At 71.4% G+C, this 26,047-nt stretch carries 21 protein-coding genes; 12 read left to right on the plus strand and 9 right to left on the minus strand.

Annotation, left to right across the window (positions count from 1 at the left end; all coding sequences use genetic code 11):
• The first annotated feature begins 15 nt into the window (after nt 1-15).
• The 3 genes from A4W93_RS17500 to A4W93_RS17510 are packed head-to-tail and all read left to right on the plus strand — an operon-like array spanning nt 16 to nt 2,904.
• Entirely contained in the window at nt 16-537 is a 522-nt protein-coding gene (locus tag A4W93_RS17500; RefSeq protein WP_085751825.1) for a TRAP transporter small permease, read from the plus strand.
• Nucleotides 534-1,832, plus strand: a complete 1,299-nt coding sequence (locus A4W93_RS17505; RefSeq protein WP_085751826.1) for a TRAP transporter large permease — start codon at nt 534-536, stop codon at nt 1,830-1,832. Before A4W93_RS17500 ends, A4W93_RS17505 begins: the two co-directional genes overlap by 4 nt.
• A 34-nt stretch (nt 1,833-1,866) precedes the next feature.
• Nucleotides 1,867-2,904, plus strand: coding sequence for a DctP family TRAP transporter solute-binding subunit (locus A4W93_RS17510; RefSeq protein WP_085751827.1), 1,038 nt, complete (start codon nt 1,867-1,869; stop codon nt 2,902-2,904).
• A 5-nt stretch (nt 2,905-2,909) separates the two neighbouring features.
• Here the strand turns inward: A4W93_RS17510 and A4W93_RS17515 are convergent, their stop codons facing one another.
• Complete coding sequence (locus tag A4W93_RS17515) at nt 2,910-4,514, minus strand: bifunctional AfsR/SARP family transcriptional regulator/alpha/beta hydrolase (RefSeq protein WP_169726557.1); 1,605 nt, start codon at nt 4,512-4,514, stop codon at nt 2,910-2,912.
• 103 nt (nt 4,515-4,617) lie between these two features.
• Here A4W93_RS17515 and mddA point away from each other — a divergent pair, with 103 nt between their 5' ends.
• Both mddA and A4W93_RS17525 read left to right on the plus strand, forming a co-directional pair.
• Nucleotides 4,618-5,400, plus strand: coding sequence for a methanethiol S-methyltransferase (gene mddA / locus A4W93_RS17520; RefSeq protein WP_085751829.1), 783 nt, complete (start codon nt 4,618-4,620; stop codon nt 5,398-5,400).
• 1 nt (nt 5,401) lies between these two features.
• Complete coding sequence (locus tag A4W93_RS17525; protein WP_085751830.1) at nt 5,402-6,388, plus strand: NADPH:quinone oxidoreductase family protein; 987 nt, start codon at nt 5,402-5,404, stop codon at nt 6,386-6,388.
• 14 nt (nt 6,389-6,402) lie between these two features.
• Here A4W93_RS17525 and A4W93_RS17530 read toward each other — a convergent pair whose 3' ends face one another.
• The 5 genes from A4W93_RS17530 to A4W93_RS17550 all read right to left on the minus strand — a co-directional run bounded on the left by A4W93_RS17530 (nt 6,403) and on the right by A4W93_RS17550 (nt 11,471).
• Nucleotides 6,403-7,242, minus strand: coding sequence for an SGNH/GDSL hydrolase family protein (locus tag A4W93_RS17530; protein ID WP_085751831.1), 840 nt, complete (start codon nt 7,240-7,242; stop codon nt 6,403-6,405).
• 95 nt (nt 7,243-7,337) lie between these two features.
• A complete protein-coding gene (locus A4W93_RS17535) occupies nt 7,338-8,237 on the minus strand; it encodes a hydroxymethylglutaryl-CoA lyase (protein WP_099960072.1) in 900 nt (299 codons plus the stop codon).
• An 8-nt stretch (nt 8,238-8,245) separates the two neighbouring features.
• Nucleotides 8,246-9,631 (minus strand): tripartite tricarboxylate transporter permease, encoded by a 1,386-nt coding sequence (locus tag A4W93_RS17540; protein ID WP_085751833.1) that lies wholly within the window; start codon nt 9,629-9,631, stop codon nt 8,246-8,248.
• The gene (locus A4W93_RS17545; RefSeq protein WP_085751834.1) at nt 9,631-10,128 is read right to left on the minus strand and encodes a hypothetical protein; all 498 of its coding nucleotides are present in this window, start codon (nt 10,126-10,128) and stop codon (nt 9,631-9,633) included. Before A4W93_RS17545 ends, A4W93_RS17540 begins: the two co-directional genes overlap by 1 nt.
• A gap of 56 nt (nt 10,129-10,184) precedes the next feature.
• Nucleotides 10,185-11,471, minus strand: a complete 1,287-nt coding sequence (locus tag A4W93_RS17550; RefSeq protein ID WP_085751835.1) for a hydroxymethylglutaryl-CoA reductase, degradative — start codon at nt 11,469-11,471, stop codon at nt 10,185-10,187.
• A gap of 129 nt (nt 11,472-11,600) precedes the next feature.
• Between A4W93_RS17550 and A4W93_RS17555 the strand changes: the two genes are divergently transcribed.
• Both A4W93_RS17555 and A4W93_RS17560 read left to right on the plus strand, forming a co-directional pair.
• Nucleotides 11,601-13,004, plus strand: a complete 1,404-nt coding sequence (locus A4W93_RS17555) for an aminotransferase-like domain-containing protein (RefSeq protein WP_085751836.1) — start codon at nt 11,601-11,603, stop codon at nt 13,002-13,004.
• 157 nt (nt 13,005-13,161) lie between these two features.
• Nucleotides 13,162-13,689: a HEAT repeat domain-containing protein gene (locus A4W93_RS17560; RefSeq protein ID WP_085751837.1), complete on the plus strand. Its 528-nt coding sequence runs from the start codon at nt 13,162-13,164 to the stop codon at nt 13,687-13,689.
• A gap of 10 nt (nt 13,690-13,699) precedes the next feature.
• Here A4W93_RS17560 and A4W93_RS17565 read toward each other — a convergent pair whose 3' ends face one another.
• The 3 genes from A4W93_RS17565 to A4W93_RS17575 all read right to left on the minus strand — a co-directional run bounded on the left by A4W93_RS17565 (nt 13,700) and on the right by A4W93_RS17575 (nt 17,038).
• Complete coding sequence (locus tag A4W93_RS17565; RefSeq protein WP_237357563.1) at nt 13,700-14,896, minus strand: GGDEF domain-containing protein; 1,197 nt, start codon at nt 14,894-14,896, stop codon at nt 13,700-13,702.
• Between the two features lie 85 nt (nt 14,897-14,981).
• Nucleotides 14,982-15,746, minus strand: a complete 765-nt coding sequence (locus A4W93_RS17570) for a SapC family protein (protein ID WP_085751839.1) — start codon at nt 15,744-15,746, stop codon at nt 14,982-14,984.
• Entirely contained in the window at nt 15,743-17,038 is a 1,296-nt protein-coding gene (locus A4W93_RS17575; protein ID WP_085751840.1) for a hemolysin family protein, read from the minus strand. Before A4W93_RS17575 ends, A4W93_RS17570 begins: the two co-directional genes overlap by 4 nt.
• 107 nt (nt 17,039-17,145) lie before the next feature.
• Between A4W93_RS17575 and A4W93_RS17580 the strand changes: the two genes are divergently transcribed.
• The 5 genes from A4W93_RS17580 to A4W93_RS17600 all read left to right on the plus strand — a co-directional run bounded on the left by A4W93_RS17580 (nt 17,146) and on the right by A4W93_RS17600 (nt 25,921).
• On the plus strand, nt 17,146-17,973 hold the full coding sequence (locus A4W93_RS17580) for a symmetrical bis(5'-nucleosyl)-tetraphosphatase (protein ID WP_085751841.1): 828 nt from the start codon (nt 17,146-17,148) through the stop codon (nt 17,971-17,973).
• Between the two features lies 1 nt (nt 17,974).
• Nucleotides 17,975-18,874 carry an alpha/beta hydrolase family protein gene (locus A4W93_RS17585; protein WP_085751842.1) on the plus strand — a complete coding sequence of 300 codons (900 nt, stop codon included), beginning with the start codon at nt 17,975-17,977 and terminating at the stop codon, nt 18,872-18,874.
• Nucleotides 18,875-18,961: 87 nt separating this feature from the next.
• Complete coding sequence (locus tag A4W93_RS17590) at nt 18,962-22,078, plus strand: hypothetical protein (protein WP_157131684.1); 3,117 nt, start codon at nt 18,962-18,964, stop codon at nt 22,076-22,078.
• 5 nt (nt 22,079-22,083) lie between these two features.
• The gene (locus A4W93_RS17595; protein WP_085754217.1) at nt 22,084-23,772 is read left to right on the plus strand and encodes a hypothetical protein; all 1,689 of its coding nucleotides are present in this window, start codon (nt 22,084-22,086) and stop codon (nt 23,770-23,772) included.
• Nucleotides 23,773-24,055: 283 nt separating this feature from the next.
• Nucleotides 24,056-25,921 carry a reverse transcriptase family protein gene (locus A4W93_RS17600; protein WP_085751844.1) on the plus strand — a complete coding sequence of 622 codons (1,866 nt, stop codon included), beginning with the start codon at nt 24,056-24,058 and terminating at the stop codon, nt 25,919-25,921.
• Nucleotides 25,922-26,047 lie beyond the last annotated feature (126 nt).

Consider the following 26,047-nt stretch of genomic DNA (forward strand, 5'->3'; position numbering starts at 1 on the left):
GCCCCCGCGCTGTCCATGTCCTCCCCCGCTCCCGGCACCGAACCGTCCCCCGCCCCCGAACCCCGATCCCTCCGCCTGGAAGACTGGCTCATCGTCCTGACGATGGCGGCCCTCGCGCTGATCACCTTCGCCAACGTGATCGTGCGCTACTTCACCAGCGCCTCGTTCGCCTGGACCGAGGAGATCTCGGTCTTCCTGATGATCGTGCTGGCCCTGGTGGGCGGCTCGGCCGCCGTGGCGCGCCAACTGCACATCCGCATCGAGTTCTTCGCCGACGGCGGCTCCGAGCGCCGGAAGCGGGTGCTGGCCGAGTTCGGCGCCGTGATGGTGGCGCTGCTGTTCGGGCTCATCACCGTGCTGAGCGTGCGCGTGGTGTGGGACGACTACCGCTTCGAGGAAACCTCGCCCGGCATCGGCGTGCCGCAGTGGTGGTACTCCATCTGGATGCCCGTGCTGTGCGCCCTGACGACCGCCCGCGCCGTGCAGGTGTTCGTGCGCCTGCGTCGCGGGCGCGCCACGCCGGGAGCCGGTGCATGATCGCCGCGCTGCTGTTCATCGCCTTCCTGGGCATGATGTTCCTCGGGGTGCCCATCGGCGCCGCGCTGGGCCTGGCCGGCGCCGCCGCCATCGCGCTGGCCAATGCCGACGCGTCCTGGTTCGGGCTGCTGGCCGTGCCGCAGAACTTCTACGCGGGCCTCGGCAAGTACCCGCTGCTGGCCATTCCGATGTTCGTGCTGGTGGGCGCCATCTTCGACCGGTCCGGCGTGGCCCTGCGGCTGGTGAACTTCGCCGTCGCCATCGTGGGCCGCGGGCCCGGCATGCTGCCGCTGGTGGCCATCGCCGTGGCGATGTTCCTCGGCGGCATCTCGGGCTCGGGCCCGGCCACCGCGGCCGCCGTGGGCGGCGTGATGATCGCCGCCATGGCCCGCGCGGGCTACCCCGCCGCGTACTCCGCCAGCGTGGTCGCGAGCGCGGCGGCCACCGACATCCTGATCCCTCCGTCGGTCGCCTTCATCGTGTACTCGGTGCTGGTGCCCGGGGCCTCCGTGCCCGCGCTGTTCTCGGCGGGCATGATCCCCGGCATCCTCGCCGGCATCGCGCTGATCGTGCCCGCCGTGTGGCTGGCCCGCCGCCACCAGATGGGTGCGGCGGAGGCCGACATGCCCCGTCCGCCCTTCTGGCGCAGCCTGCGCGAAGCCTCGTGGGGACTGGCCGCGCCCGTGGTCATCCTGGGCGGCATGCGCGCGGGCTGGTTCACGCCCACCGAGGCCGCCGTGGTCGCGGTGTTCTACGGCCTGTTCGTGGGCATGGTCATCCACCGCACGATCCAGGTGCGCGACCTGTTCGTCATCCTGCGCGAGGCGGGCGAGCTGTCGGCCGTGATCCTCGTCGTGGTGTCGCTCGCGGGCATCTTCGCGTTCTCGCTGTCCACGCTGGGTGTCATCGACCCGGTCACGCAGGCCATCGTCGGATCCGGCCTCGGCGAGAAGGGCGTGCTCGCGCTGCTGATCGTGCTGCTGCTGATCGCCGGCATGTTCCTCGACGGCATCTCCATCTTCCTGATCTTCGTGCCGCTGCTGATGCCCATCATGGCCCACTACCAGTGGGACGTGGTGTGGTTCGGCGTCGTGCTCACGCTCACCGTGGCCATCGGCCAGTTCACCCCGCCCATGGCCGTGAACCTGATGGTGGCGAGCAAGATCGCCGGCGTGCGCATGGAACACACCACGCGCTGGGTTCTCTGGTTCGTGCTGGCCATGACCCTCGCCATGCTGCTGGTGGTGGCCTTCCCGTCCCTGGCGCTCTGGCTGCCCCACCAGCTCGGCTACTGAACCCGCCCTCCCTTTCTCCAACCGGATGCAAACCATGAAACTGCGCACCTTCCTCGCCACCGCCGCCGCCACGGCCGCCGCGCTGGCCTTCACCTCGCCGGCCGCCCTCGCGCAGACCGCGTACAAGAGCGAGTACCGCATGTCGCTCGTGCTGGGCACGGCCTTCCCCTGGGGCAAGGGCGGCGAGCTGTGGGCGAACAAGGTCCGCGAACGCACGCAGGGCCGCATCAACATCAAGCTGTACCCGGGCGTCTCGCTGATCCAGGGCGACCAGACGCGCGAGTTCTCCGCGCTGCGCCAGGGCGTGATCGACATGGCCGTCGGCTCCACCATCAACTGGTCGCCGCAGGTCAAGCAGCTCAACCTGTTCTCGCTGCCCTTCCTGTTCCCCGACTACGCCGCGGTGGACGCCGTGACCCAGGGCGAGGTGGGCCAGAAGATCTTCCAGACGCTGGACAAGGCCGGCGTGGTGCCGCTCGCCTGGGGCGAGAACGGCTACCGCGAGATCTCCAACTCCAAGGTGGCGATCAAGTCGCCGGCCGAACTCAAGGGCCTGAAGATCCGCGTCGTGGGCTCGCCCCTGTTCCTCGACACCTTCACCGCCCTGGGCGCCAACCCCACGCAGATGAGCTGGGCCGACGCCCAGCCCGCATTCGCCAGCGGCGCCGTCGACGGCCAGGAGAACCCCATCGCCGTGTACCAGGCCGCCAAGCTCCACAGCGTGGCGCAGAAGCACATCACGATGTGGGGCTACGTGAACGACCCGCTGATCTTCGTCGTGAACAAGGACATCTGGAACAGCTGGACCCCCGCCGACCGCGAGATCGTCAAGCAGGCCGCCATCGACGCCGGCAAGGAAGAGATCGCCATCGCGCGCAAGGGCCTGGTCGAGGCCGACAAGCCGCTGCTGAAGGAGATCGCCGCGCACGGCGTGACCGTCACCCAGCTCAGCCCGGCCGAGCGCGAGGCCTTCGTGAAGGCCACGCGGCCCGTCTACGAGAAGTGGAAGGGGCAGATCGGTGCCGACCTGGTGAACGGGGCCGAGAAAGCCATCGCGGCGCGCAAGAAGTGACGTGATCAGCGTGCGGTGAACCGCAGGATCGCTTCGGTGACGCGGGCGCTGTCCCCGCACCACCAGAAGTGGTCCTCGCCTTCCAGTGGCTGCCAGGCCGCGCCGGGGATGTGCTTCGCGAGGTGCTCGCCCGCCTCGAAGCGCACCGCCCGGTCGCCCCGCCGGTGCATCACGAGCGTGGGCACGGCGATGCGGGACAGGTCGGCGCGCAGGTCGGCATCGCGCAGGCCGCCCAGGATCGTCTCCAGGCCGCCGGGCGAGGCCGCGTGCCGCACGATGCGCGCCCACCAGGCCCGCCACGCGGGATCGTCCACCCGGCTGGGCGCGAACGTCTCGATTCCGGCCGGGCCGCCCCACGCCGCGACGAGCCGCTGCAGCCACACGTCGTACGCGGGCGCGGGCAGCGCCCAGGGGTAATCGGGGGCGGCCGAGCCCCGGGCCAGCGAGCCGAACAGGCACAGGCCCTCGACATGGCCGGGATGGTCGATGGCGAGGCGCATCGCACCCAACCCGCCCTCGGACGACCCGAAGATCCACGCGCGCGGCACCCCGGCATGCGCGAGGATCGCCGCGACGTCGCCCGCCAGCGCGGCCGGCGTGCTCGTCGCGCGCAGCCGCTCGGACAGGCCCACGCCGCGCCGGTCGAACAGGATCACCCGGAAGCGGTCCGCCAGGGCCTCGACACACTCGCGGAACGGCGGGTGCTCCAGCGCGATCTCGATGTGGCCGACGAACCCGGGGCAGACCACCAGGGCCTGCTCGCCCGCCCCGAGCGTCGTGTAGGCGATCGCACCCGCGCCGCCTTCGGCGAAACGCACGGCTGGCCGCTCCACCCGGTTCGACAGCAGGCGCTTCAGGTCGTCCGTCAGCCGCAGGTACGCCCGCTCGGTCTGCGGTCCGGGCGGAATGCCGAACTCCGCGCGCAGCAGCTCAGCACAGCGCGTGTAGGCCGCCTCCACGCCGGCACTGTGGCCCTGGCGCGCGTGCAGCTGCATCAGCAGCACGTGGCTCGGCTCGCGGTACGGGTCGAGTGCGACCAGCCCCTCCGCGAGGGCCACCGCCGCCGCGAACTCCCCACGCTGGCCGAGCGCGTCGGCCAGGCGCTCCAGCAGCCGCGCGAGAAGGTGCTCGTGCTCCAGCGACACCGCCTTGAGCCAGTCGTCGAAAACCCCGGAACCGAAGGCGATGCCCTGCAGCATCGGGCGCCGCGCCCGCTCGATCCACTGGCGAGCTTCCGCGAGGGTGGCCTCGTCGAACGCCGCGGACGCCACCGCACGGCGGGCGAACCGCGCGAAGCGGAGGGCGTCGATTCCGACGTGCCCGGCGTCCAGGGCGAGGCCATCGCCGTCGGCCGACAGGACCGGGCTGCCGAGCGCCTCCTCGATCGTGTAGACCAGCCTGCGCAGGCGGGTGCGTCCCTGCGACTCATCCGCGTCCGGCCACAGCAGGGTCGCGAGGTGCGCCCTCGGCACGACCCCGGCATCGAAACCCAGGTACGCCAGCAGCGCGATGGCGCGCTTCAGCGGCAGCCGTGTCTCGCGCCCGGCCACCACGGCGACGGGTGTGCCGAACACCTGCAGTTCCAGCGGAGATGGCGGGGTGGACGTCATCGGGCGTTTATAGCCGGGCACGAGGCCGTTGCCCAGGGACGCTGAAGGGACGCCCGGTGCCCACGATCCTCCCATCGCTCAACCACCGGACCAGGAGATCGCCATGCGCCGATTGCTTTCGTTCCTCTACGGCGTGGCCGCCTACGCGGCAGGCCTCGCCACCCTCACCTACTTCGTGGGTTTCAGCGCCAACCTGGTCGTGCCGAAGTCGGTCGACATCGGCGCGGGTGCCCCATGGACACAGGCCCTGGGTACCAACCTCCTGCTGCTCGCCGTGTTCGGCATCCAGCACAGCCTGATGGCCCGCCACAGCTTCAAGCAATGGTGGAGCCGGATCGTTCCGCCGGTCGTGGAGCGCAGCACCTTCCTGGTCGCCAGTTGCCTCGCCCTGCTGCTGATGTTCCGGTTCTGGTTGCCGATCGACACGCCAGTCCTCTGGCAGGTCGACGACCGCGTCGGCGCCGCACTCCTGTGGAGCGTGTTCGCACTCGGCTGGTTGCTGCTGCTGGCCAGCACCTTCCAGATCGACCACTTCGAGCTGTTCGGGCTGCGGCAGGTCTTCTCCCGGCTCACCGGGCGCCCGCTGCCCGAAGCACGGTTCCGCACGCCGCTGCTCTACCGCTGGGTGCGCCACCCCCTGTACCTGGGCTTCCTGCTGACCTTCTGGTCGGTGCCGGTGATGACCGCCGGCCGGCTGCTGTTCGCCGCGGGGTTCACGGTCTACATCCTCATCGGCATTGCGTTCGAGGAGCGGGACCTCGTGCGGCAGTTCGGCGAGCGCTACCGCGCCTACCGCCGGCAGGTCGGCATGCTGATCCCCTGCCCGGGATGGCTGCGGCGGTCCGCGAACCGCACCGGCGCGGCATCCCGCTCGGTGGAGAACTGACATGCGCGCCGTCATCTGCAGCCGCTTCGACGGCATCGAGGCGCTCGAACTCGGCGAGCTGCCGGACCCGGTCCCCGCCCCGGGGGAGGTGGTGGTCGACGTGCACACGACCGCACCGAGTTTCATGGACACGCTGATGGTCGCCGGCCGCTACCAGATGAAGCCCGCCCTGCCCTTCGTGCCGGGCAGCGACGCCGCGGGTGTCGTGCTGGCCGTCGGCGACGGCGTGCGGCACGTGCGCGTGGGCGACCGCGTGGCCTGCAGCCACTGGTACGGCGGCTGGGCCGAGCGCTGGGCCGTGCCCGCCGCGAGCGTCGTGCCGCTGCCCGACCGCGTGGGCTTCGAGGTCGGCACCACCGTGCGCCATGCCTACGGCACGGCACGCTACGCGCTGGTCACCCGGGCGCAATTGCAGCCGGGGGAAACCGTGTTCGTGAGCGGGGCCGCGGGCGGGGTCGGCCTGGCGGCCGTCGACGTGGCGCGCGTGGCGGGCGCCACCGTCATCGCAGGCGCCAGCTCGGCCGCGCGGTGCGACGTGGCACGCCGCCAGGGCGCCGCCCATGCGATCGACTGCAGCAGCGAGCCGGTGCGCGAGCGCCTGCTCGAACTGACCAGCGGCCGGGGCGTGGACGTGTTCTTCGACAACGTCGGCGGTCCGCTGTTCGGCACCGTGTCGCGAGCGATGGCCTGGGGTGGCCGCGTGCTGCCGATCGGGTTCACGAGCGGCGAGATCCCGAGCCTCGCGATGAACCTGCCGCTGCTGAAGAACTACAGCGTGGTGGGGTGCTTCTGGGGGCCCTGGATGGCCCGAGAGCCACACGCCAGCCGCGCCGCCGACGAGGCCCTCTTCGCGGCGGTGGCCGCGGGGACACTCCGGCCGCAGGTGTCGGACGTGCTTCCGCTGTCGTCGTTCGCCGAGGGTCTGCGGCGCCTGGCGAACCGCGAGGTGACGGGGCGCCTGGTGCTGCGCGTCGGGCAGCGTCCCTGAAGCCCTGCCATGCCTCAGGCCGGCAGCACCGCACGCCACGCCTTGACCTGCTTGCGCCAGCCCGACGGGTTCGGGTGGATCTCGTTGACCCAGTCGCCGCTGTCACCGGTGGACGCCGGATCGGCGGGCGTGAGCAAGCCGGTGGTGGCCACCAGTTGCACGCCGCTGTGCCCGGCGGCCCAGCCCTGGATCGTCTCCTTGATCCTGGCGAACAGCAGGGCCGTCAGGTCGGCCCACAGGTGACGCGGGATGCCGTTCTTGACGTACGCGGTGAAGAGCCACGGGCCGGAGAGGTTCCGGATGGCGGGGGCGTCCCGCGCGGTGGCCGTGTCGTAGCAGTTCAGGTAGATCGTCGTGGCCTTGTTCTTCCCGCTGGTGCGGACGGCCCGGTGGATCGCGCCGAAGTTGGTGTTCAGGTAGCCGATCAGGTTCGCCAGGGCGCCGGGGCGGATGCAGGCCGCGGCATCGGCGGGCGGTGCGATCGAGCGGCAGTCCACCAGGAGACCCTGGCCCGGTGCCGGATCGAGGGCGGCGTCGATGAAGTCGTTGCCACCCGCGCTGAAGAGGATGCCGTCGTACGTGTCCTGCCGGAGCCACCAGACCAGGTCGTCGTTCATCATGTCCACGATCCGGGTCAGCGTGTGGCCGGACGTGGCGATGTTGACGATGAGGTTGTTCTTCCCGTCCCGGTTGAAGTCCCTGGCGAGGTACTCCGGCAGGGAACCCTGGTTCCAGGCGCTCATGTCCATCCACGAGTCGCCCTCGGCCAGGTAGGTTCTCTGGAACGGCCCGTTGCGCTGGACCTCCCGGTCGTTGACGCGCAGCCGCGCGCCCGAGATCGCGATGGAACCCATGCTGTCCCCTGGAAACGCGGGCCGCGCCCGCAAGGACGCACAGCATGAACGACGGCCCGCGCCGCAGGCATCCCCAAGAATGGGGAACGCCTGCGTCAGGCGCAGGACGCGGCCAGCGCCTTCGCCACCCGAGACGAGGTGGGCCGCCCCAGCGCCTCGCCGATGTACCGCCCGGCCTCGGCGAGCTTGCCGAGGTCGATGCCGGTGTCGTACCCCATGCCGTGCAGCAGGTACACCGCGTCCTCGGTCGCCACGTTGCCCGTGGCCCCCGGCGCATAGGGACAGCCCCCCAGCCCCGACACCGAGCTGTCGAAGGTGCGCACGCCCATCTCCAGCGACGCGGCGATGTTGGCCACGGCCATGCCCCAGGTGTCGTGGTAGTGGCCGGCGAGCCGCTCGATGCCCAGCCGGCGGGCCGTGGCTTCCAGCATGCGGCGTGCGCCGTCGGGCGTGCCGCGGCCGATGGTGTCGCCGAGCGAGATCTCGCCGCAGCCCATCTCGGCGAGCGCCACGGCCACGCCGGCCACCTGCTCGGGGTCGATGGCGCCCTCGAACGGGCAGCCGAGCACACACGACACGTAGCCGCGCACGCGCACGCCCTGCGCGCGCGCCGTGTCGACCACCGAGCGGAAGCGCTCGAGGCTCTCGCGGATGGAGCAGTTGATGTTCCGCTGCGAGAAGGTCTCGGACGCCGCCGCGAAGACGGCCACTTCCTCGCAGCCGGCGGCCAGCGCCGACTCCAGCCCCTGCAGGTTCGGGACCAGCGCGCTGTAGTGCACCCCGGGCACCTTCGGCACCCGCGCCATCACCTCCGCGCTGCCGGCCATCTGCGGCACCCACTTCGGCGACACGAACGACGCGGCCTCGATGTGGGTCACGCCGGCGGCCACCAGCCGTTCGACGAGCCCCACCTTCGTGTCCACGGAGATCGGCTGCTTCTCGTTCTGCAGGCCATCGCGCGGCCCCACCTCGACGATCTTGACGGAGGGTTTCACCGCGGACCTCACGCGAACAGCTTCAGCAGCGCCGGCACGGTCAGCACGGCGGTGTAGTAGCCCATGAACTGCACGCCCGCGTTGAAGCCGAGGATGCGCGACAGCAGGCCACCGGCCAGGCCCATCGTCAGGATGACGAACAGGCCGAGCAGGCCGCCCTCCCAGACGCTGATCACGATGATCAGGCCGACGAACGTGGCGATGATGGCCTCGTGGCTGATGCGGCGCGACACGAACAGCGCGGCGCGGCGGGCGAAGTTCATCGCGAACGGGTACGACACCAGGCCGGCGATCAGCACCGACAGCATGCCGTAGCCGAGGAACTCCCAGTTGTTCAGCAGCGTGTGCAGGTTGTTCACCGTGCCGGACGCGGCATCCACCGTGAAGCGCGGCGGCGCGTTGAACAGCGGCGCGGCGGGGCCGGCGGCGACCGGGCTCAGCGGCAGGCCGAACGCGATCAGCGGGATCAGGGCTTCGGCGATGTAGGTGGCTTCGGTCACGCCGTTGCGCGCGCTCAGCACCGTGGTCATGCGGTGGTAGGCGTGCTTGATGCGCGAGCCGACCACCTCGCCGAGCACCACGGTCATCGCGACGGGGCTGAACACGAAGGTCGCGCTCGAGATGCCGGCGGTGGCGAGGGTCCACTTCGTCTGCGCGATGTCCAGCACCTTCAGCGGGTTCGGGAAGTAGCCGGACCAGCCCTTCACGTCCGGCGCGAGCTGGAACGTGCGCACGCTGTCGCGCGCCATGCGCTTGCGGTCGTGCGGCGACATCACCGAGAACAGGTCGGCCACGAGCGGGCCGATGGCGATGCCGAGGAAGTAGCTGATGCTGAGCTTCACGTCGTACTTCGCGGTGAGCGTCTGCAGCGCGATGATCAGCACGACGAACGGCACCAGCACCGCCACCGAGGCCCAGCGGCCCGGCGAGAAGTAGGCGATCAGCACGGCGGCGGCCACGAAGATCCACGGCGCGGCCTTCGTGATCGTGGGGCCGAACGGCGCGATCAGCACGGCGAACAGCACCGCGAGCGGCACGGCCACGAACGCGGCGATGATGCCGCCCGACACCATCTTGCGCAACGCGATGTGCGGCACGCCGAGGTTGCGCAGCGCGTTCGCGTCCTGCATCAGCGGAGTCGCCATCGTGTCGCCGGGGATGCCCAGCAGCGCAGTGGGGATGGCGTGGGTCATGTGCTTGGCCACGGCCCCGGCGAGGAAGAACGTGAAGACGCCGGCGGGTGGCACGCCGAGCAGCACCACGAGCAGCGTGAGCGGTGCGAGCGTCGTGGTCTCGTCGGTGCCGGAGACGAGGCCGATCGCGGCGAACACGACGGCGCCCAGCAGGCCCATCGCGATCGCGACGTAGATGTCGTTGAGCAGGGAGGTGTCCATCAGGCTTTCCTCGCGGTGAGGGTCGGGGCGGCCACCGGCGTGGCGGCGGCGCGCGGCGTGCGTTGCGCCGGAGCGTTCTTCTCGTGAGCGGCGAAGAGGTCGTAGAGGCCGAGCTCCTTCATCTCGGCCACCACCACCGGCGGCAGGTCGGCGAGCTGGCCGAGCCCGCCGTGCTCCTCGTCGAGCCGCGCCAGCACTTCCAGACGCCACGTCGGGTCGACGACGGCGTCACCCTCGACCACCTCGCGCTTCGGCGGGAAGATCCGGGCGCAGATCACGCCCGACAGCACGCAGCCGGCGAGGCCCGCGAGCATCGCGTAGGCCCGCGCCAGCTCGGGCGTGGCCACGGCCGACACGAGCAGCCGGCGCGCGATCAGGAAGCCGGCCAGGCTCACGCCGAGCCCGATGGCGATGGACCAGGCGAGGTGCCGGGTGTCCACGGTGTCGCCCCACACTTCGACCAGGCGCCAGGGCCGGGTCGATGTTCTTTCTGTCATGGTGTTCTCCAGGGGTGGATCGTTCGGATGCGCCCTCCGGGGCGCACGGGCGGGCCTCAACGGCGCCGCAGTTCCTCGAGCAGCGCGACGGCGCGGTCGGTGCGCACGTCGTGTTCGCTCGCCATGCGGCGGGCGACGATGTCGATCTCCTCGCCGGTGGCACCCGCCACCAGTGCGATGTTGCGCGCATGCAGGGCCATGTGGCCGCGCTGGATGCCTTCGGTGGCCAGGGCCCGCAGCGCGCCCATGTTCTGGGCCAGGCCCACGGCCGCGGCCACCTCGCCCAGCTGCTGGGCCGACTCGACGGCCATGATCTTCAGCGACAGCTTCGCGAGCGGGTGCGTCTTCGTCGCGCCGCCCACGAGGCCCACCGGCATCGGCAGCTCGATGGTGCCCACGAGGGCGCCCGAGGTGTCCTTCTCCCACGTGGTGAGCGAGGTGTAGCGGCCGCTGCGGCAGGCGTAGGCATGGGCGCCGGCCTCCACCGCGCGCCAGTCGTTGCCGGTCGCGACGATCACGGGGTCGATGCCGTTCATGATGCCCTTGTTGTGCGTGGCCGCGCGGTACGGGTCCACGGCGGCGAAGGTGTACGCGTCGATGATGCCCTCGATGATCTCCTCGCCGCTGCGCTCGGCGGTCTTCAGGGCCTCGGGCGTCACGCGCAGCCGGGCCCGTGCCAGCCGCAGGTCGGCGAGGTTCGACAGGATGCGCAGGCGCACCGTGCCGCCGGTGAGCTTCTCGACCAGCGGCGACACCGCCTCGGCCATCGTGTTGACGGTGTTGGCGCCCATCGCGTCGCGCACGTCGACGATCAGGTGCATCACGATCATCGCGCCGCGCGCGGTGTCAGGGAACACGTGCACCTCGATGTCGCGGCAGCCGCCGCCCAGGCCGATCAGCACCTTGTCGCGGCTGTTGGCCACCGCGAGGATCTCGTCGCGGTGCTTCAGCAGCGCGAGGCGCGCGCCGTACGGGTCGGTGATGCCGAGCACCTGCACCTGGGCGCGCATGATCGGGCCGGTGCTGGACGTCTCGAAGCCGCCGCAGCCACGCACGATCTTCGCCATGAACGAGGCGGCGGCCACGACGGACGGCTCCTCGACGGCCATCGGCACGAGCACGTCGCGCCCGTTCACCTGGAAGTTGCCGGCCACGCCGAACGGCAGTTCGAACGTGCCGATGACGTTCTCGATCATGCCGTCGGCACGGGCGGTGGTGAGCGCGCCGGGCGCCGTCACCAGCGCCTTGTCCTCGGCGGACAGGCCCACGGCCGTGGCGATGTGCTCGAAGCGCTGGGTGGGCGTGAGGGCGCGGAAGTTGGGGAGTCGCGAGTCGATCGTCATCGGGGGTCCTGCAGGCAAGTTGAAGCGGTGCCGAACTGTAGGTCGGCTGTACCAGGACTGAAAGGTACAGTTCTTCGGGACAGTTGAGGAACCGAACCCACGGGTGTTCCCGCGTGTCATGATGCGGGCATGACGGCCCCGACCCGCGCCAACCCCCTTCCGGTGACCCTCGCCGACGCGATCGAGCGCCAGATCCGCGACGGCGCGTTCAAGGCCGGCGACCGCCTGCCGTCGCTGCGCGAGATGGCCGCGCTGCACAAGTACGCGAAGAACACCGTGGTGGCCGCGTTCGAGCTGCTGGTGTCCCGCGGGCTGATCGAGCCGCGCCGCGGCTCGGGCTACTTCGTGCTGCCGCAGCAAGTGCGCAAGCCCACCGACGAGGAGGCCGGCAACCTCGGCCGGGCCATGGACATCGTGTGGCTGATGCGCGAGCAACTGAAGACCGAACCCGATGCGCTGGCCGTGGGCGACGGCTTCCCGCCGGTCGAATGGCTCGCCGACGTGCGGCTCGACAAGTACCACCAGAAGGTGGTGCGCACCGGCCTCGGCGCCCTCTTCCGCTACGGCAGCCGCTATGGCTACGCGCCGCTGCGCGAGCACCTCGTGCGCAAGCTCGCCGACTTCGGCATCGGCGCCGAGCCGCGCCAGATCGTGCTGACCCAGGGCGCGAACGAGGCGCTGGACATGGTGATCCGCTACTTCGTGCCGCCCGGCGGCAAGGTGCTGGTGGACGACCCGGGCTACTACCCGCTCTTCGGCAAGCTCAAGATCCAGAGCGCGCAGGTGTTCGGCGTGCCGCGGCAGGCCGACGGCCCCGACCTCGAGGTGCTGGAACAGCTGCTGATCACCCACCGGCCGCGCCTGTTCTTCACGCAGTCGCTCGCGCAGAACCCCACCGGCTCGGACCTGTCGGCCGCCAAGGCCTTCCGCGTGCTGCAGCTGGCGCAGAAGTACAACCTGCTGCTCGTCGAGAACGACCCGCTGGCCGACTTCAAGGCCACCTCGTCGCCGCGCCTGTCCGCGCTCGACCAGCTCGAACGCACGATCTACATCGGCAGCTTCTCGAAGTCGTTCTCGGCGGCGCTGCGCGTGGGCTTCCTCGCCTGCAGCCCCGACCTGGCGAGCGACCTCGCCGACCTGAAGGCGCTGGTCCACGTGAGCAGTTCCGAGTACTGCGAGCGCACCATCGACGTGATGCTCACCGAAGGCCACTATCAGCGCCACCTGAACCGCCTGCGCACGCGGCTGCAGCAGGCCAACGAAAAGGCCGTGGCCCTCTTCGAGTCCGTGGGCGCCGAGATCTTCACGCGCCAGACGCAGTCGCTGTACCTCTGGTCGGCCCTGCCCGGCGTCGACGACTCGCTGACCCTCGCGAAGGCCTTGCTGCCCCAGAAGATCGTGCTGGCGCCGGGACGCATCTTCAGCGTCGACTCGTCGGCGGTGACACCCTGGTCGCGCTTCAACGTGGGCGCAGTCGGCGACCCGCGGTTCGCGAAGGCGCTGCGGGCGGGGTTGCGCAGCCTCGCGCGCTGACGGCGCGGCGGGTACGATCGACGGCAACACACTCGAACGTTCCCGGGAGGCCCTCATCGCCACCGAACTCCACCTCGAAGTCCGGAAGCTCAAGGCTTGGCTGGCGGCCACCGGCGCGTCCGTCGACGCGTATCCGGCGTGGTGGGCCGTCGACGGCGTGATCGCTGCACTGGACGACTTCGTCACCCGCGTGTCCCACGACACCTGGACGAACGACAACGTCGACGACCTTCTCTGCGTCCTCGAACACTCGACCACGGACCATCCGGTCGGGTTGCTCACCCGCATCGAGCCGATGGCCCTGGCCATCGCCAGGCACGCGCTCGCGCGAGGCGGCGTGGCAGGCGACGACATCGCCGAACAGCTCGGCGGTTGCGTCCGGCATCGCGAAGAGGCCGAGTCGCTCCTGATGGCGTTCGTCAAGGATCGGCACGAGCGGACACGGCGCATCGCGCTGCTGTCGCTGGCGCGATTGCAGTCGGCCGCCGTTCCATCGCTGGCCGCTGCGGCATGGGACACCGGCGACGAGTACCAACGCATCGGTGCGTTGGAAGCCCTCCGGATCGTGGGTTCGGACCTGCTGCCCGAATATGTGTCGAAGGCCGTCGAGGACGGACGGCCCCACCTGCTCGCGAACGTGCACCGACTCGCCCCGGACGCGGTTCGCCCGTCCGACCGGGCGTAGGCGGCACGCCTCAGGCCGGCAGCATCAACGGCATGTGCGCATCGAGCGTGCGCGCCCTTCCCTGCGCCTTCGCCACGTACAGCGTCGCATCGGCCCGGCGCAGCATCGCGTCCAGCGTGTCGTCGCGCGAGGCGCGCATGGCGATGCCCGCGCTGTACGTGAGGTCGTGGCCCAGCTCGCGGGGGCCGGCCTCGGCGAGGTGGCTGCGCAGGCGGCGGTCGAAGGCCTTGGCCGCGTCGTGGTCCGCGTGGTTCATCAGCACGCAGAACTCCTCGCCGCCGTAGCGGCCCACCACGTCGCCGGCCCTCACCGCGGTGCGCAAGGCCTCGGCGACGAAGCACAGGGCGCGGTCGCCGGCCTCGTGGCCGCGGGTGTCGTTGATCTGCTTGAAGTGGTCGAGGTCGATCATCAGCACGGCCAGCGGATGGTCGTAGCGCACGCTGACCGCGAGTTCGGTTTCGGCCTGCACGAGCCACGCGCGCCGGTTGAACACCCCCGTGAGACCGTCGAGCGCGGCCAGACGCTCCAGCGCGCGGGCCGCCTCGTCGCGGTGGGCGAGCAGGATGCCCACGAGCGACAGCACGGCCGTGGCGTTGGCCACCAGTGCGAAGGCGAGGTTCACGGGGTGCGGCGCCAGGAAGGTCGGGTACAGCTCGGTGTAGAACGCCCCGAGCACACCGCGCCACACGGTGACGATCATCTGCAGCACGAGCGACACCACCAGCAGCCAGCGCCAGCGCCCCACGGGCAGCGGCGGGCGGCGTGCGAGGGCCGCCGCCATCAGCGCCATCTGCAGGCCCAGCAGGAAGTTGGCCCAGCCCACGCGGAACGGGTAGCTCGCGAAGCCCATGCCGTACCCGGTCGTCATCAGCACGGCCAGCAGCACCTGCACCCGCGCGCGCACCGTGTGGCCGCACCAGAGGTCGAACGCCGTGGCGTTGAGGGCGAGCCCGCCGGAGATGCCCGCCATCGACAGCGTGGAGCTGAGGCGGTCGGACCAGGAGCCGGGCGGGAACAGCCCGGAGAGCAGCAGCAGCCCCCAGCCCACGCCCTGCAGGATGACGCCCAGCTGCGCGCGGCGGGCGGCATCGTTCACCTTGCCCATCACCGCGGGCAAGGCCACGGCCATCGTCAGCATGCTGATGGTCAGGCCGATGTGGAGGGAGGCGATGTCGATGGGCATGGGCCGCAGGGCGGAAAAATCCATTCTGCGGTACGGGGGACACCCCGGCCGTGACCGCGGGCGGGCATCCGCACCCGCCCCGGGAAAAAATCACGGGATAACCCGGAGATCAGCGGCGCCGGGCGGACTTCAGGTCGACCAGCTTCGACAGGTTGCTGAGCGACACCAGGTGCGAGTGCACCAGCGCCAGCAGGCCGCCGCGGTGCAGCTGCACCACCACCTCGTCGGGCAGCGCGCGGAGCTTCTCCTCGTCGACGACGAAGAAGCCGTCCACCGAGAACTTCTCGCCATTGGCGAGCGTGCCCTCTGCGCGCATGTCCTTCAGCAGGCCCAGCGACTGCAGGTGCGCGCCGATGGGGCGGGTGACCGCCACGGCCGACTCGAAGTCGTTCAGGAAACCGAGCACGTGCTCGAGGTACGGCGTGGGTTCGCCGTTGTCGCCGAAGAGCCGTTCGCCAGCGCCGTCCTCGGCGAGGCCCTCGAACGCACCGTCGACGGCCACGGCCTGCGTGGACGTGCCGTCCTCCTGGCGCGCCGACACCAGCGCGAACGGGTAGCGGCGCAGGAAGGCGGGTTCGTACGGCGCGGTCCAGCGGCCGCCGTCGACGAAGAGGTTCTCGCCGTCGGTCAGGCCCAGCAGGCACACCGGCGTGATCACCGGCTGGCCCTTGTCGTCGGTCTCGCCGCTGCGGATGAACAGCAGCGGGAAGGCCTTGCACGCCTCGGCGAACTCGGCCGCGGCGCAGAACACCGCGTTGAGGCCGGACGCCGCCCGGCGGTCGGTCCACTCGCGCACGCGGGTGGTCCGGTGCTTCTGGCGGTCGAGCAGCGAGAGCTGGGTGTAGAGGGTGGTGGGCGCGGTGCTCATCGTCATTCGTCTTCCGTCTGGAGGGCCGAGGCCAGCACCTTGTCGACCCGCTTGCCGTCGAGGTCGATCACCTCGAAGCGCCAGCCTTCCCACTCGACCGAGTCGGTGGTCTGCGGCAGGCGGCCGAGCAGGAGCATGACCATGCCGGCCAGCGTGTTGTAGCGCCCGCGGTCTTCCTCGGGCAGGTCCTTGAGGTCGAGGCGGTCCTTGAGTTCGGGCACCGGGATCAGGCCGTCGAACAGCCACGAGCCATCCTCGCGCTGGATGGCCCAGGCGTCGCCGTCGGCGGGGGTGGTGAACTCGCCGGTGATGGCCTCGAGCACGTCGCGCACGGTGATCACGCCCTGCACCTCGCCGTACTCGTCCACCACGAACACGAGCTGGGCGCTGGTGGCACGGAACTGGTCGAGCAGTTCCATGCCAGACAGCGTCTCCGGCACGAACACCGGCGGCTGCAGGTGGTCGGTGAGCGAGAGCGGCAGGCCCTGCAGCTGCTGCTGCAGCAGGCTCTGGGCACTGACGATGCCCAGCACGTCGTTCAGGCCGCCGCGGCACACCGGGTAGCGCGAATGCTCCTGTTCGGCCATGGCCTCGCGGATCTCGTCGGCCGTGGCCGTGACGTCGAGCCACACGATTTCCGTGCGGGGGATCATCATCGAGCCCACCTCGCGGTCGTCGAGGCGGAACACGTTGCGCACCATCTGGTGCTCCTGCGCCTCGATGATGCCGGCGTCGAGGCCTTCTTCCAGGCTGGCGGCGATCTCCTCCTCGGTCACCGACCGGGACGGCCCGCCGCGGATGCCCAGCAGGCCCAGCGTGGCCTCGGTGCACCACGACAGCAGCTTCACGAACGGCCGCGTGACGAGGGACATGATCTCCATGGGCGGCGCCACGAGGCGGGCCACGGCCTCGGGGAACATCTGGCCCAGGCGCTTGGGCACCAGTTCGCCGAAGATGATGGTCACGAAGGTGATGCACACCACCACGAAGCCGGTGGCCGTGATGCTGGCCGCGTGCTGGTGCATCTGGAAGGTGCCGACCAGCCAGACGGCCAGCGGGTCGGCGAAGGCGGCCTCGCCGACGATGCCGTTCAGGATGCCGATGGACGTGATGCCGATCTGCACCGTGGACAGGAACTTCGTGGGGTTCTCGTGCAGGTCCATCGCCGCCTGGGCGCCCGATTCCCCGGTTTCCACCATCACCTGCAGCCGCGCCTTGCGGCTGGCCGTGAGCGCCATCTCGGACATGGCGAACAGGCCGTTCAGAACGACCAGGAAAACGAGTAGGGCGATGTCCATGCGGGGCGCGTCCCGGGTACAGCCGGACGCACACGATACGAAGAGGGGGTCTAGGGTATCAGACGATGGTGACATTCCGTTTCCGACCCTGACGGTACGATGCGGGCATGAACTACCTGATCGGCGACCTCCAGGGGTGCTGCGATGCCTTCGAACGCCTGCTGGAGCGGGTCGACTTCTCGCCGTCGCGCGACCGCCTGTTCCTGCTCGGCGACCTCGCCAACCGCGGTCCGGCCACCCTCGCCACGCTGCGCCGCCTGATCGGCCTGGGCGACTCGGCCACCTGCCTGCTCGGCAACCACGACCTGCACCTGCTCGCGGTGGCCCACGGCACGCGCAAGCCCTCCAAGGGCGACACGCTCGGCGACGTGCTCGAGGCCGCCGACCGCCCCGCCATCGTCGACTGGCTGCGCCACCAGCGCCTGGCCGTGCACGAACACGGGTGGCTGATGGTGCACGCCGGGGTCGTGCCCCAGTGGGACCTCGCCACCACGCTCGCGCTCGCCGGGGAGATCGAAGCCCGGCTGCAGGCCCCCGACCTCGCCGAGTTCCTCGCCGTGATGTACGGCAACGACCCGTCACGCTGGGACGATGGCCTCCGCGGCAACGACCGCCTCCGTTTCGCCGTCAACGTGCTCACCCGCATGCGCTTCTGCTCCGCCGACGGCACGCTCGACCTCAAGACCAAGGACGGCCAGGGCGATCCCCCGCCGGGCATGCACCGCTGGTTCGAGGCCCCCGGGCGCCGCACCGCGGGCCAGCCCATCGCCTTCGGGCACTGGTCCACCCTCGGCCTGATGGACCGGCCGGACCTGCTCGCGCTCGACACCGGCTGCGTGTGGGGCGGCCAGCTCACCGCGATGCGGATCGGCCCCACGGGCCACCGCGAAGGCCTGGTGCAGGTCGACTGCGACCAGGCCCAGTCGCCGCACTGAGATGCCGGCGCCGCTGCTGGTGCATGCCCGCGACGGCGTGCCGATCCGGGGGTTCGTGCGGGCCGCGGCCGACCCGGCACCGGACCGCCCCGTCGTCATCGTCAACTGCGCCACCTCCGTGCGCTGCCGCTACTACGAGCGCTTCGCCGACGACCTGCATGCCCGCGGCGCCGACGTCGTCACCTGGGACTACCGCGGCATCGGCGAATCGAAGCCCGCCTCCTGGCGCGGCTTCGATGCCTCGTGGACCGACTGGGGCGCGCTCGACTTCGAGGCCGTGCTGTCCCACGTGATCGCCACCTTCCCCGGCCGCCCGGTCGACGTCGTGGGCCACAGCTTCGGCGGCTGCGCCATCGGCCTCGCCCCGTCGGCGCACCGCGTGCGCCGCATCGTCACCGTGGGCGCGCAGTTCGCCTACTGGCGCGACTACGCCCCGGCGCACCGCTGGCCCATGGCACTCAAGTGGCACCTGGCCATGCCGCTGCTGGCAGCACTGCTGGGCCACGTCCCGGCCAAGCGGCTCGGCTGGATGGAGGACACGCCACGCGGCGTCGCGCTCGACTGGGCCGTCTCGTGGCCCCGGCTGGAACATCGCAGGAGCCTGCGGGCGACCGGCCTGCCGCCCACCTTCGCCGCGGTGGGCGCCGACGTGCTGGCCATCGGCCTCGACGACGACCCGTTCGGCACCGAACCCGCGCTCGACCGGCTGCTGGGTTACTTCACCGGCAGCCGCCGCACGCACTGGCGCATCGCGCCGAAGGACATCGGCGTCGACGCCATCGGGCACTTCGCGTTTTTCCACAGCCGGTTCCAGAACACGCTGTGGCCCGTGGCGCGGACGTGGCTGGCCGACGGCGTGCTGCCCCCCGGTACACCCGGAAGGGTGCACGCGGCCACCTGACGGAGCACCGGAGGCAGAATGGCCCCCGGGCGCCATGGCGCCTCCCCCGGTCGGACCTTGTCGGGGACCTGACCCGGGAGAAACCCCTTGAGGAAAATCGCATCCGCCACGCTGGTGCGCGATCATCCGCGTGACCGCCAGACCACCGTCGACCTGGTCGAACTCGACCTGCCCGACGGCTCGCGCTGCATCGTCACCGTTCGCCAGGGCACGTCGGAATCCTCGCTGACGGCCGCCCCCACGTCGCGCGACGAAGCCGAACGGAAGGCCCTCGACTACCTGCGCCGCCGCCTCGCCGCGGGTGACCGGCTGGTGCGGCGCGACGGCTTCGACGCGCTCGACGTTCCGGAGGCCGCCCGGCCCACAGGAGCCAAGTCGCCGGCCGCGCCCCAGGCCGTGCCCTCCGCCATCGTCGCCCTCGCCGCCCGCTTCCACCCCGCGCCGTGGAAGCTCGAATCACCCGAACGCCGCGCCCGCGCGGCCTGGCGCGTGGCCGAGTGCAGCGTCGCCGACGACACGCCGGCCCAGCGAACGCTGCGCGCCCTCGTGCCCCGGCTCGTCGACCTGCTCGGCAGCGGCGACGACCTGCTCGACCTGTGCCTGGCCGCCGCCATCGGCCGGCTCGGCGACCCGGGCGCCGCCGAGGCGATGCGGGAACTCTCGCAACGTGGCCGCAGTGCCGCCACGCAACGCTTCGCCCACCAGGCCTGGCTCATGCTGCAGGCGCCCGAGGCCCTGCGGGCCCACACCGACGCCGTGGCCGCCGAGTGGCAGGACACGCTCGACCTCACCGACAACGGCGGCGACCTCGCCGACCGGCTCGGCGAGAAGCTCGATGCGAACCGCCGCACCTGGGCCCACCTGCTGCCGGCCTGGTACGACATCGCCCTGGTGCGCCCAGACGTGCGTGTGCGGCTGCTCGACGTGCTGCGTGCCCTGCCCCTCGAAGCGGGCACGTTCCAGGGCGTTCGCTACGTCTACAAGACCGCCGAACTCCGGCGCGACACCGAGGTGGTGGGTGTGCTGCACGCCCGCTTCGAGAACACCGGCCCGGGTGCCAGGCCCACGTCGCAGCGCCGCAAGCGCATCCGCGCCTACGGCCCGCGCACCCGCGACTACCTGCGGCTGCGCGGCTGGCGCCACCTGCGGCGCCTCGCCGCGATCGAACACCCGGCGGCCCCGGACCTCGCCGTGCAGCTGCTGCTGGGCCTCGCCGACGGCGACCAGCCCGAGGCCCGCGACGAACATCGCTGGGCGTACGTCGACGGCCGCTACCAGCGCACGCTGCGGCACCACCACGCGGGCGCCGGCTGGCTGATCGTGCCGAAGCTGCTGCTGCCCGAGATGCCGGGCCTGCAAGCGGGCGCCCGCGGCAAGCGCTGGTGGACGCAGATGCCGCTCGACGTCACCCGCCCGATGCCCGAGCGCACCGAGGGCCTGCGTGCGATGTGGGACCGCCATCCCGACGCGCTGCTGCGCCTCGCGATGGGCAGCCGCAGCGCGCTCGTGCACGCCGTGGTGGCCCGCGCGCTGCAGGACCACGCCGGCTTCGTGCGCGAACAGCCCGAACCCGTGCTCGCCGCATTGCTCCGCAGTGCCTACGACCCCACCGCCGCCATCGGCTTCGACGCGGCACGCGCCCGGGTCGAGGCCACCACCGACACGGCCGCACAGGTGCCCTGGCTGCGCCTGATGGTCACGGGCCCGCACGCCGCCGCGCGCGACTACGCGCTGCTGCACCTGGCCAGCCACCCCGCCGCGTTCGCCCGGCACACCGACCTCGTGGTCGCGATGCTGCTCGCCGCCGATGACCGCACGCGCCGCCAGGGTGGCGGCCTCGCGCTGCTGGCGCCCGCCGCGGAGCTGCTCGTCGAACTGCAGTCCGCGCTGCTGGCCGCCGATGCCGCGGCGCCCGGCCTCGCCGAAGGCGCGGCGGCCATCGAGGCGCTGCTGAAAGGATCGCTCGCCACCGCCGCGGCCGACGCCGTGCTGGCGCACCCGGGCGCGCTGCTGCCGCTGCTGGACCATCCCGCCGCGGCCGTCGTGGGGGTGGGCACCACGTGGCTGCTGCTGCACCCGGCCGGCACGGCGCTGCTGCCACCGCCACTGCTCACGCGGCTGCTGTCCGCCGACGACCTCGACCGCCGCGCCTGCGGCGTGCGCCTGCTGGCCGCGCTGCCCGACAACGTGCTGCGCGGCCAAGTGGGCCTGCTCGGCGACCTCGCCGTGCACGAACACGCCGGCATCCGCGCGGCCATCGGCCCGGCGCTGCGCCGCGTGGCCGCAGCCGACACGGAAGCCGCCCAGGCCCTCGCCCACCGCCTGCACCAGGCCCTGTTCCAGGCCGAACCCGGCGAAGGCGTGCACGACGACGCCCTCGCCTGGCTCACGCAGGACCTCGCCGCGTTCGCCCCGGCCCGCGACCCGTCGGGCACCTGGCGCGCACTGCAGGCCCGCAGCACCGGGGCCCAGCGCTACGGCGCGTGGGCGCTGGGCTCGCTGCAGCCCGCCGACTACTCGCTGCGCCAGCAGGCCACGCTCGTGAGGCATGCCGACGTGACCGTGCGCGACTGGGGCCGGCGCGCGATCGACACCACGCTGCCGGCCGTGCCCACGTCCGAGCAGTCGGCCGACCTGCTGCCGCTCGCCGACAGCACCTTCGACGATGCCGTGGCCTACACGCAGGCCCTGTTCGGCGAACGCCTGCCCGACGACGCGCTCGGCACCGAGCTGCTGATCGCGTGGGTGGACCATCCCCAGGCGTGGGTGCAGGCGCTCGGCCGGGCCCGCCTCGTGCGCCGGATGAGCGCCACCGAGGCCAGCCTGTGCCTGATGCGCCTGAGCCAGCATCCGAGCCCGCAGGTGCAGCTGTTCGTCACGCAGTGGCTGCTGGAACTGCCCGTCGACGATCCGGTGCAGCTCGCGCAGCAGATGCGCGCGCTCACGCCGTACTTCCTCGCCGTGCTGAGCCAGGTGCACCGCGGCCGGGTCGCGAAATCGCGCATCACCGCCTTCCTGCGCGCGCAGACGCAGGCGCCCGAGACCGCCGCCGTGGTAGCCGAGATCTTCGCGCGCCAGGTCGTCACCGCGAGCCTGACCGACAAACCGCAGTACATCGCGGGCCTGCGCGACATCGCCGCGAAACATCCGCAGGTCGACCTGCCCTTCCTGTCGTGGAAGGCCCCCGCCATCCGCACCGCCTGACCGCCATGCAATTCCGCTACAAGTACTACGGCAGCACCACGGTCGACGACACCGCCGCCTCGCAGGCCTTCAGCTTCGCGCCGGACACGCTGCGCCCGCCCGTGTCGTTCCGCGGCGAGCTGCGGCGCGACGCGCACGCGCACCTCGTCTTCCGCGAGGCGCTCTCCGCGCTGCACTCGGTGGTGGTGAGCGACCTGCGCTACCGCGTCCGCGACGCCACGGCCTACAAGCAGTGGCTCGCCGAGAACGAACAGGGCCTGCTCGCACAGTTCATGCAGCAGGCGCGTGACCTGAAGTCCCAGGCGGCCACGCTGTCAGCCGAGCTGAAGGAGCTGCGCAACCGCAAGGTCTCGCTGCTGGCCCCGTTCTACAAGGCACGCCAGGCCTACTTCTCGTGGCTGTACCAGGCCAACCGCGACGCGTGGTTCGTGCTGGACCCGGTCATCACCGTGCACCCCGAGCGCCTGCTGTTCGAGGCCTTCAGCCAGGACGAATCGACCTACTGCGCCGTGAGCGTGCGCCACGACTTGTTCGAACGCAGCGGCGAGATGGCCTGCGGCACCACGAACATCGACTACTCCGCGAGCCTGTACGACGAGTTCCAGAAGATCCGCGACTACAAGGCCACGTCGTTCCAGGTGGACCCCGCGGGTTTCACCGTGAAGACCGGCGACGACCCGGCCTTCGTCGAGGAAAAGATCGACCTGCCCGACAGCTGGGTGCGCGGCTTCCTGCAGGTGTCCAGCGCGATGACACTCCCGGCCACCGTGGTGGAGCTGCACCCGATGGACCTGCACAACCTGTGCAGCGCGCTGCGCGGCCGCAAGGAACGCGCGGGCCCTCGTTCGCTGCGCTTCGAGCTGGCGCCGAACCAGCCCGCGCGCCTCGTGCTCGAACCGTGGAACCTCGAACTCGTCGCACGCCGCAGCGCCATCGTGGGCGCGCCGCTCACCGACCCCCGCACCGTGCGCGTCTGGGGCCGCCGGCGCCTGCTCACGCTCGAACGGCTGATCGCGCTCGCCACCCGCGTGCGCGTTCACCTGCTGGGCTCGGGGCAACCGAGCTTCTGGGTCGTCGAGATGGGCGACGTCACGGTGACGCTGGGCCTGTCGGGCTGGACCGCGAACGACTGGTCCGCCGCCGGCCGCTTCGACCTGCTGCAGCCGCGGCACGAGGTGAGCGACACCACGAAGCAGGCGGTGGCCACCGCGCTGCAGGCGTCGTGGATGGCCTCGTCCGCCGACCTCGCCACACGCACCGGCTTGCCCAAGGCCGACGTGGACGCGGCGCTGCAGCTGTGGGTGCAGGCCGGCCGCGCGGTGATGGACCTGCCGTCGGGCCGGCACGCGTGGCGCGAACTCTCGCGCGAACCGCTGCCGCTCGACACCCTGCGCTTCGCCAGCCCCGAGGAGGAAGCCGCGCTGGCGCTCGTGCACACGAAGGCCGCGAAGCTCGAGGACATCGTGCCGCAGGGCAGCGGCGTCGTGGTCACCGGCACCGTGAAGGACCGCAGCCGCACGCTGGAGCCGCGCCTCGTGCTGAACGCCGACCAGCAGCTGCAGGACGGCCACTGCGGCTGCAACTTCTTCAGCCAGAACAAGCTGCGGCGCGGCCCGTGCGCCCACCTGCTGGCGCTGCGGCAGCTCGCGCAACCGAAACTCACACAAACGATCACGCAACGGGAGGCCGCATGACGCTGGCCGCGGTTAAACTGCCCGCGAGTGCGGTGCGCTGGCTCTTGCAACCCGGACGGTGTTTCGCCGTCCTTGCCCACTGCCGTTCCATGCGCCACGGGCGCCGTCTTCACTGTGCCGCACTGACACATGGTGCGCAATGCCGATGTGGCTCCCCGGGAGCGCATTGGCGCACCATGTGTCGTGCGGCGTCGAGTGGACGTCCCCCGTCCCGGGAGCCTTCCAGGCTCTTCGACGAGAAGCGCGCCGCACTCACCTTCTCCTCCGCCGCGGAGGCACTCGCATGAGCGAACGTGTGCCCACCCGCGCGGAACTCCTCGCCCGCATCCAGGCCTCCAGCAAGGACGCCGTCGTCCTCGCCGAGATGCAGCGGCTGGGCTTCTGGCCCGCCGGCAGCGGCACCCCGACACTCGAAGCCGCGCTGATCGAACGCGAGGTCGAACTCACGAAGGCCCTCGACGGACTGCACGCCGAACTGCGCGTGAAGGGCGACCCCGAGGCCGCGCTGCTGGCGATGCGCAAGGAGCGCATGGCCCAGGCCCGCGAACGCCGCGAGGCCACCGCGCAGGCGCGCGAACAGCGGCGCTTCGAACGCGCGCAGCGCTGGCACGAAGCGCGCAAGACCGATGCGGGCTACCTCGGCGCCGGGGTGTCCGCCGGCCTGCAGGCACCGGCCGCCGAAGGCCGCGCGCTCGCGCCCGGCCTGCCGCCCCTCGCCTCGCCGCTCGCACTGGCGCAGGCCATGGGCATCGCCCTGCCCGAACTCAAGTTCCTCTGCTTCCACCGCGAGGTGGCGCGTACCACCCACTACCGCCGCTTCACGCTGCCGAAGAAGACCGGGGGCGAACGCACGATCTCGGCTCCCATGCCGCGGCTCAAGCGCGCGCAGTACTGGGTGCTCGACAACGTGCTCGCGAAGGTGCCGCTGCACGGGGCGGCGCACGGCTTCGTGCCGGGCCGCAGCATCGTCTCGAACGCGGCGCCGCACACCGGCAAGGCCGTCGTGATCAACCTCGACCTGAAGGACTTCTTCCCGAGCGTCACCTACCCGCGCATCAAGGGCGTGTTCCGCGCGCTCGGGTACGGCGAACACGTCGCCACGACGCTCGCGCTGCTGTGCAGCGAGAACGCGGCCGACGAACTCGAGGTGGACGGCGAGCGCTTCTTCGTGGGCGGCAAGGGTCGCGACCGCGTGCTGCCGCAGGGCGCCCCCACGAGCCCGATGCTCACGAACATCCTGTGCCGCCGGCTCGACCGCCGGCTGAAGGGTCTCGCCGCGAAGCTCGGCTTCACGTACACGCGCTATGCGGACGACCTCACGTTCTCGGCTGCGCCCGAAGGCACCACACAGGTGGGCCAGTTGCTGCGCCGGGTGCACCACGTGCTGCGCGACGAAGGGTTCACCCCCCACCCCGACAAGCAACGCGTGATGCGCGCCTCGTCGCGGCAGGAGGTGACGGGCATCGTCGTCAACGAGAAGCCGTCGGTGTCCCGCACCGAACGCCGCCGCTTGCGCGCGGCGCTGCACACCGCGCAGCGCAAGGGCCTGGAGGCCGCCACGTGGCAGGGGCAGCCGGCCACGCGGGACACGCTGGTGGGGTACGCGCGCTTCGTGCAGATGGTGGATGCACGCCAGGGCGCCGCCCTGCTGCCGCGCGCGCTGGCCTTGCCGGGCTCGGCGGCCGCGGTGTCACCCTTCCCGTCGCGCTTCCGCCGCCAGGCCGCGAAGGGCGAGGCGCCCACGCTCGCGAGCGGCACCTGGTGGCAGCCGGCCGAACCGGCGGCGCCCACGCTCGCACTGACCGCGGGCCAGGTGAAGGCCGCGCGGCAGGAGCGCCTCAACGCGGAACGCGCGGCGCGGCGGGCCGATGCGGAAGCCGAGGTCGAGCGAATGTCAGCGACCGAGGACGTGGCTCACGGCGAAGATGCGGACGACACGCCGACCACGGCCCAGCCCCCCATCCGCTGGTGGTCGCTGGCGATCCAGTTCTTCCTCGTCGTCCAGTTGGCCTCCGGCGCGAAGAGCGCAATCGTGTTCACGCTGGGCATCGCGTGGCTGGTCTTCTCGCTGGTCACGCGCAAGACCGGGTGGTGGCGTTTCGTGTTCGCGATGATGTGCATCCTGGCGATCGTGGCGGGGTTGAAGTGATGCCCGACGATCGACAGGTCGGCGTAGGCGTGCCCCGAGTGGTCGCCGGGGCTGAATGTCTCGAGCGCCTCGCGCAGCTTGTCGCGGTGGACTGCGGGCTCGCGCGGCGGCGGTGCCGTTCGCCCC

This window comes from Piscinibacter gummiphilus (genome assembly GCF_002116905.1).
In the GTDB taxonomy this organism is placed as follows: Bacteria; Pseudomonadota; Gammaproteobacteria; order Burkholderiales; family Burkholderiaceae_C; genus Rhizobacter; species Rhizobacter gummiphilus.

Excerpts from the sequence above, each read along its gene's own strand:
- A4W93_RS17500 (WP_085751825.1), top strand. The coding sequence starts at position 16 with ATGTCCTCCCCCGCTCCCGGCACCGAACCGTCCCCCGCCCCCGAACCC.
- A4W93_RS17505 (WP_085751826.1), top strand. The coding sequence starts at position 534 with ATGATCGCCGCGCTGCTGTTCATCGCCTTCCTGGGCATGATGTTCCTC.
- A4W93_RS17510 (WP_085751827.1), top strand. The coding sequence starts at position 1,867 with ATGAAACTGCGCACCTTCCTCGCCACCGCCGCCGCCACGGCCGCCGCG.
- A4W93_RS17515 (WP_169726557.1), bottom strand. The coding sequence starts at position 4,514 with ATGACGTCCACCCCGCCATCTCCGCTGGAACTGCAGGTGTTCGGCACA.
- mddA (WP_085751829.1), top strand. The coding sequence starts at position 4,618 with ATGCGCCGATTGCTTTCGTTCCTCTACGGCGTGGCCGCCTACGCGGCA.
- A4W93_RS17525 (WP_085751830.1), top strand. The coding sequence starts at position 5,402 with ATGCGCGCCGTCATCTGCAGCCGCTTCGACGGCATCGAGGCGCTCGAA.
- A4W93_RS17530 (WP_085751831.1), bottom strand. The coding sequence starts at position 7,242 with ATGGGTTCCATCGCGATCTCGGGCGCGCGGCTGCGCGTCAACGACCGG.
- A4W93_RS17540 (WP_085751833.1), bottom strand. The coding sequence starts at position 9,631 with ATGGACACCTCCCTGCTCAACGACATCTACGTCGCGATCGCGATGGGC.
- A4W93_RS17545 (WP_085751834.1), bottom strand. The coding sequence starts at position 10,128 with ATGACAGAAAGAACATCGACCCGGCCCTGGCGCCTGGTCGAAGTGTGG.
- A4W93_RS17550 (WP_085751835.1), bottom strand. The coding sequence starts at position 11,471 with ATGACGATCGACTCGCGACTCCCCAACTTCCGCGCCCTCACGCCCACC.
- A4W93_RS17555 (WP_085751836.1), top strand. The coding sequence starts at position 11,601 with ATGACGGCCCCGACCCGCGCCAACCCCCTTCCGGTGACCCTCGCCGAC.
- A4W93_RS17565 (WP_237357563.1), bottom strand. The coding sequence starts at position 14,896 with ATGGATTTTTCCGCCCTGCGGCCCATGCCCATCGACATCGCCTCCCTC.
- A4W93_RS17570 (WP_085751839.1), bottom strand. The coding sequence starts at position 15,746 with ATGACGATGAGCACCGCGCCCACCACCCTCTACACCCAGCTCTCGCTG.
- A4W93_RS17575 (WP_085751840.1), bottom strand. The coding sequence starts at position 17,038 with ATGGACATCGCCCTACTCGTTTTCCTGGTCGTTCTGAACGGCCTGTTC.
- A4W93_RS17580 (WP_085751841.1), top strand. The coding sequence starts at position 17,146 with ATGAACTACCTGATCGGCGACCTCCAGGGGTGCTGCGATGCCTTCGAA.
- A4W93_RS17585 (WP_085751842.1), top strand. The coding sequence starts at position 17,975 with ATGCCGGCGCCGCTGCTGGTGCATGCCCGCGACGGCGTGCCGATCCGG.
- A4W93_RS17595 (WP_085754217.1), top strand. The coding sequence starts at position 22,084 with ATGCAATTCCGCTACAAGTACTACGGCAGCACCACGGTCGACGACACC.
- A4W93_RS17600 (WP_085751844.1), top strand. The coding sequence starts at position 24,056 with ATGAGCGAACGTGTGCCCACCCGCGCGGAACTCCTCGCCCGCATCCAG.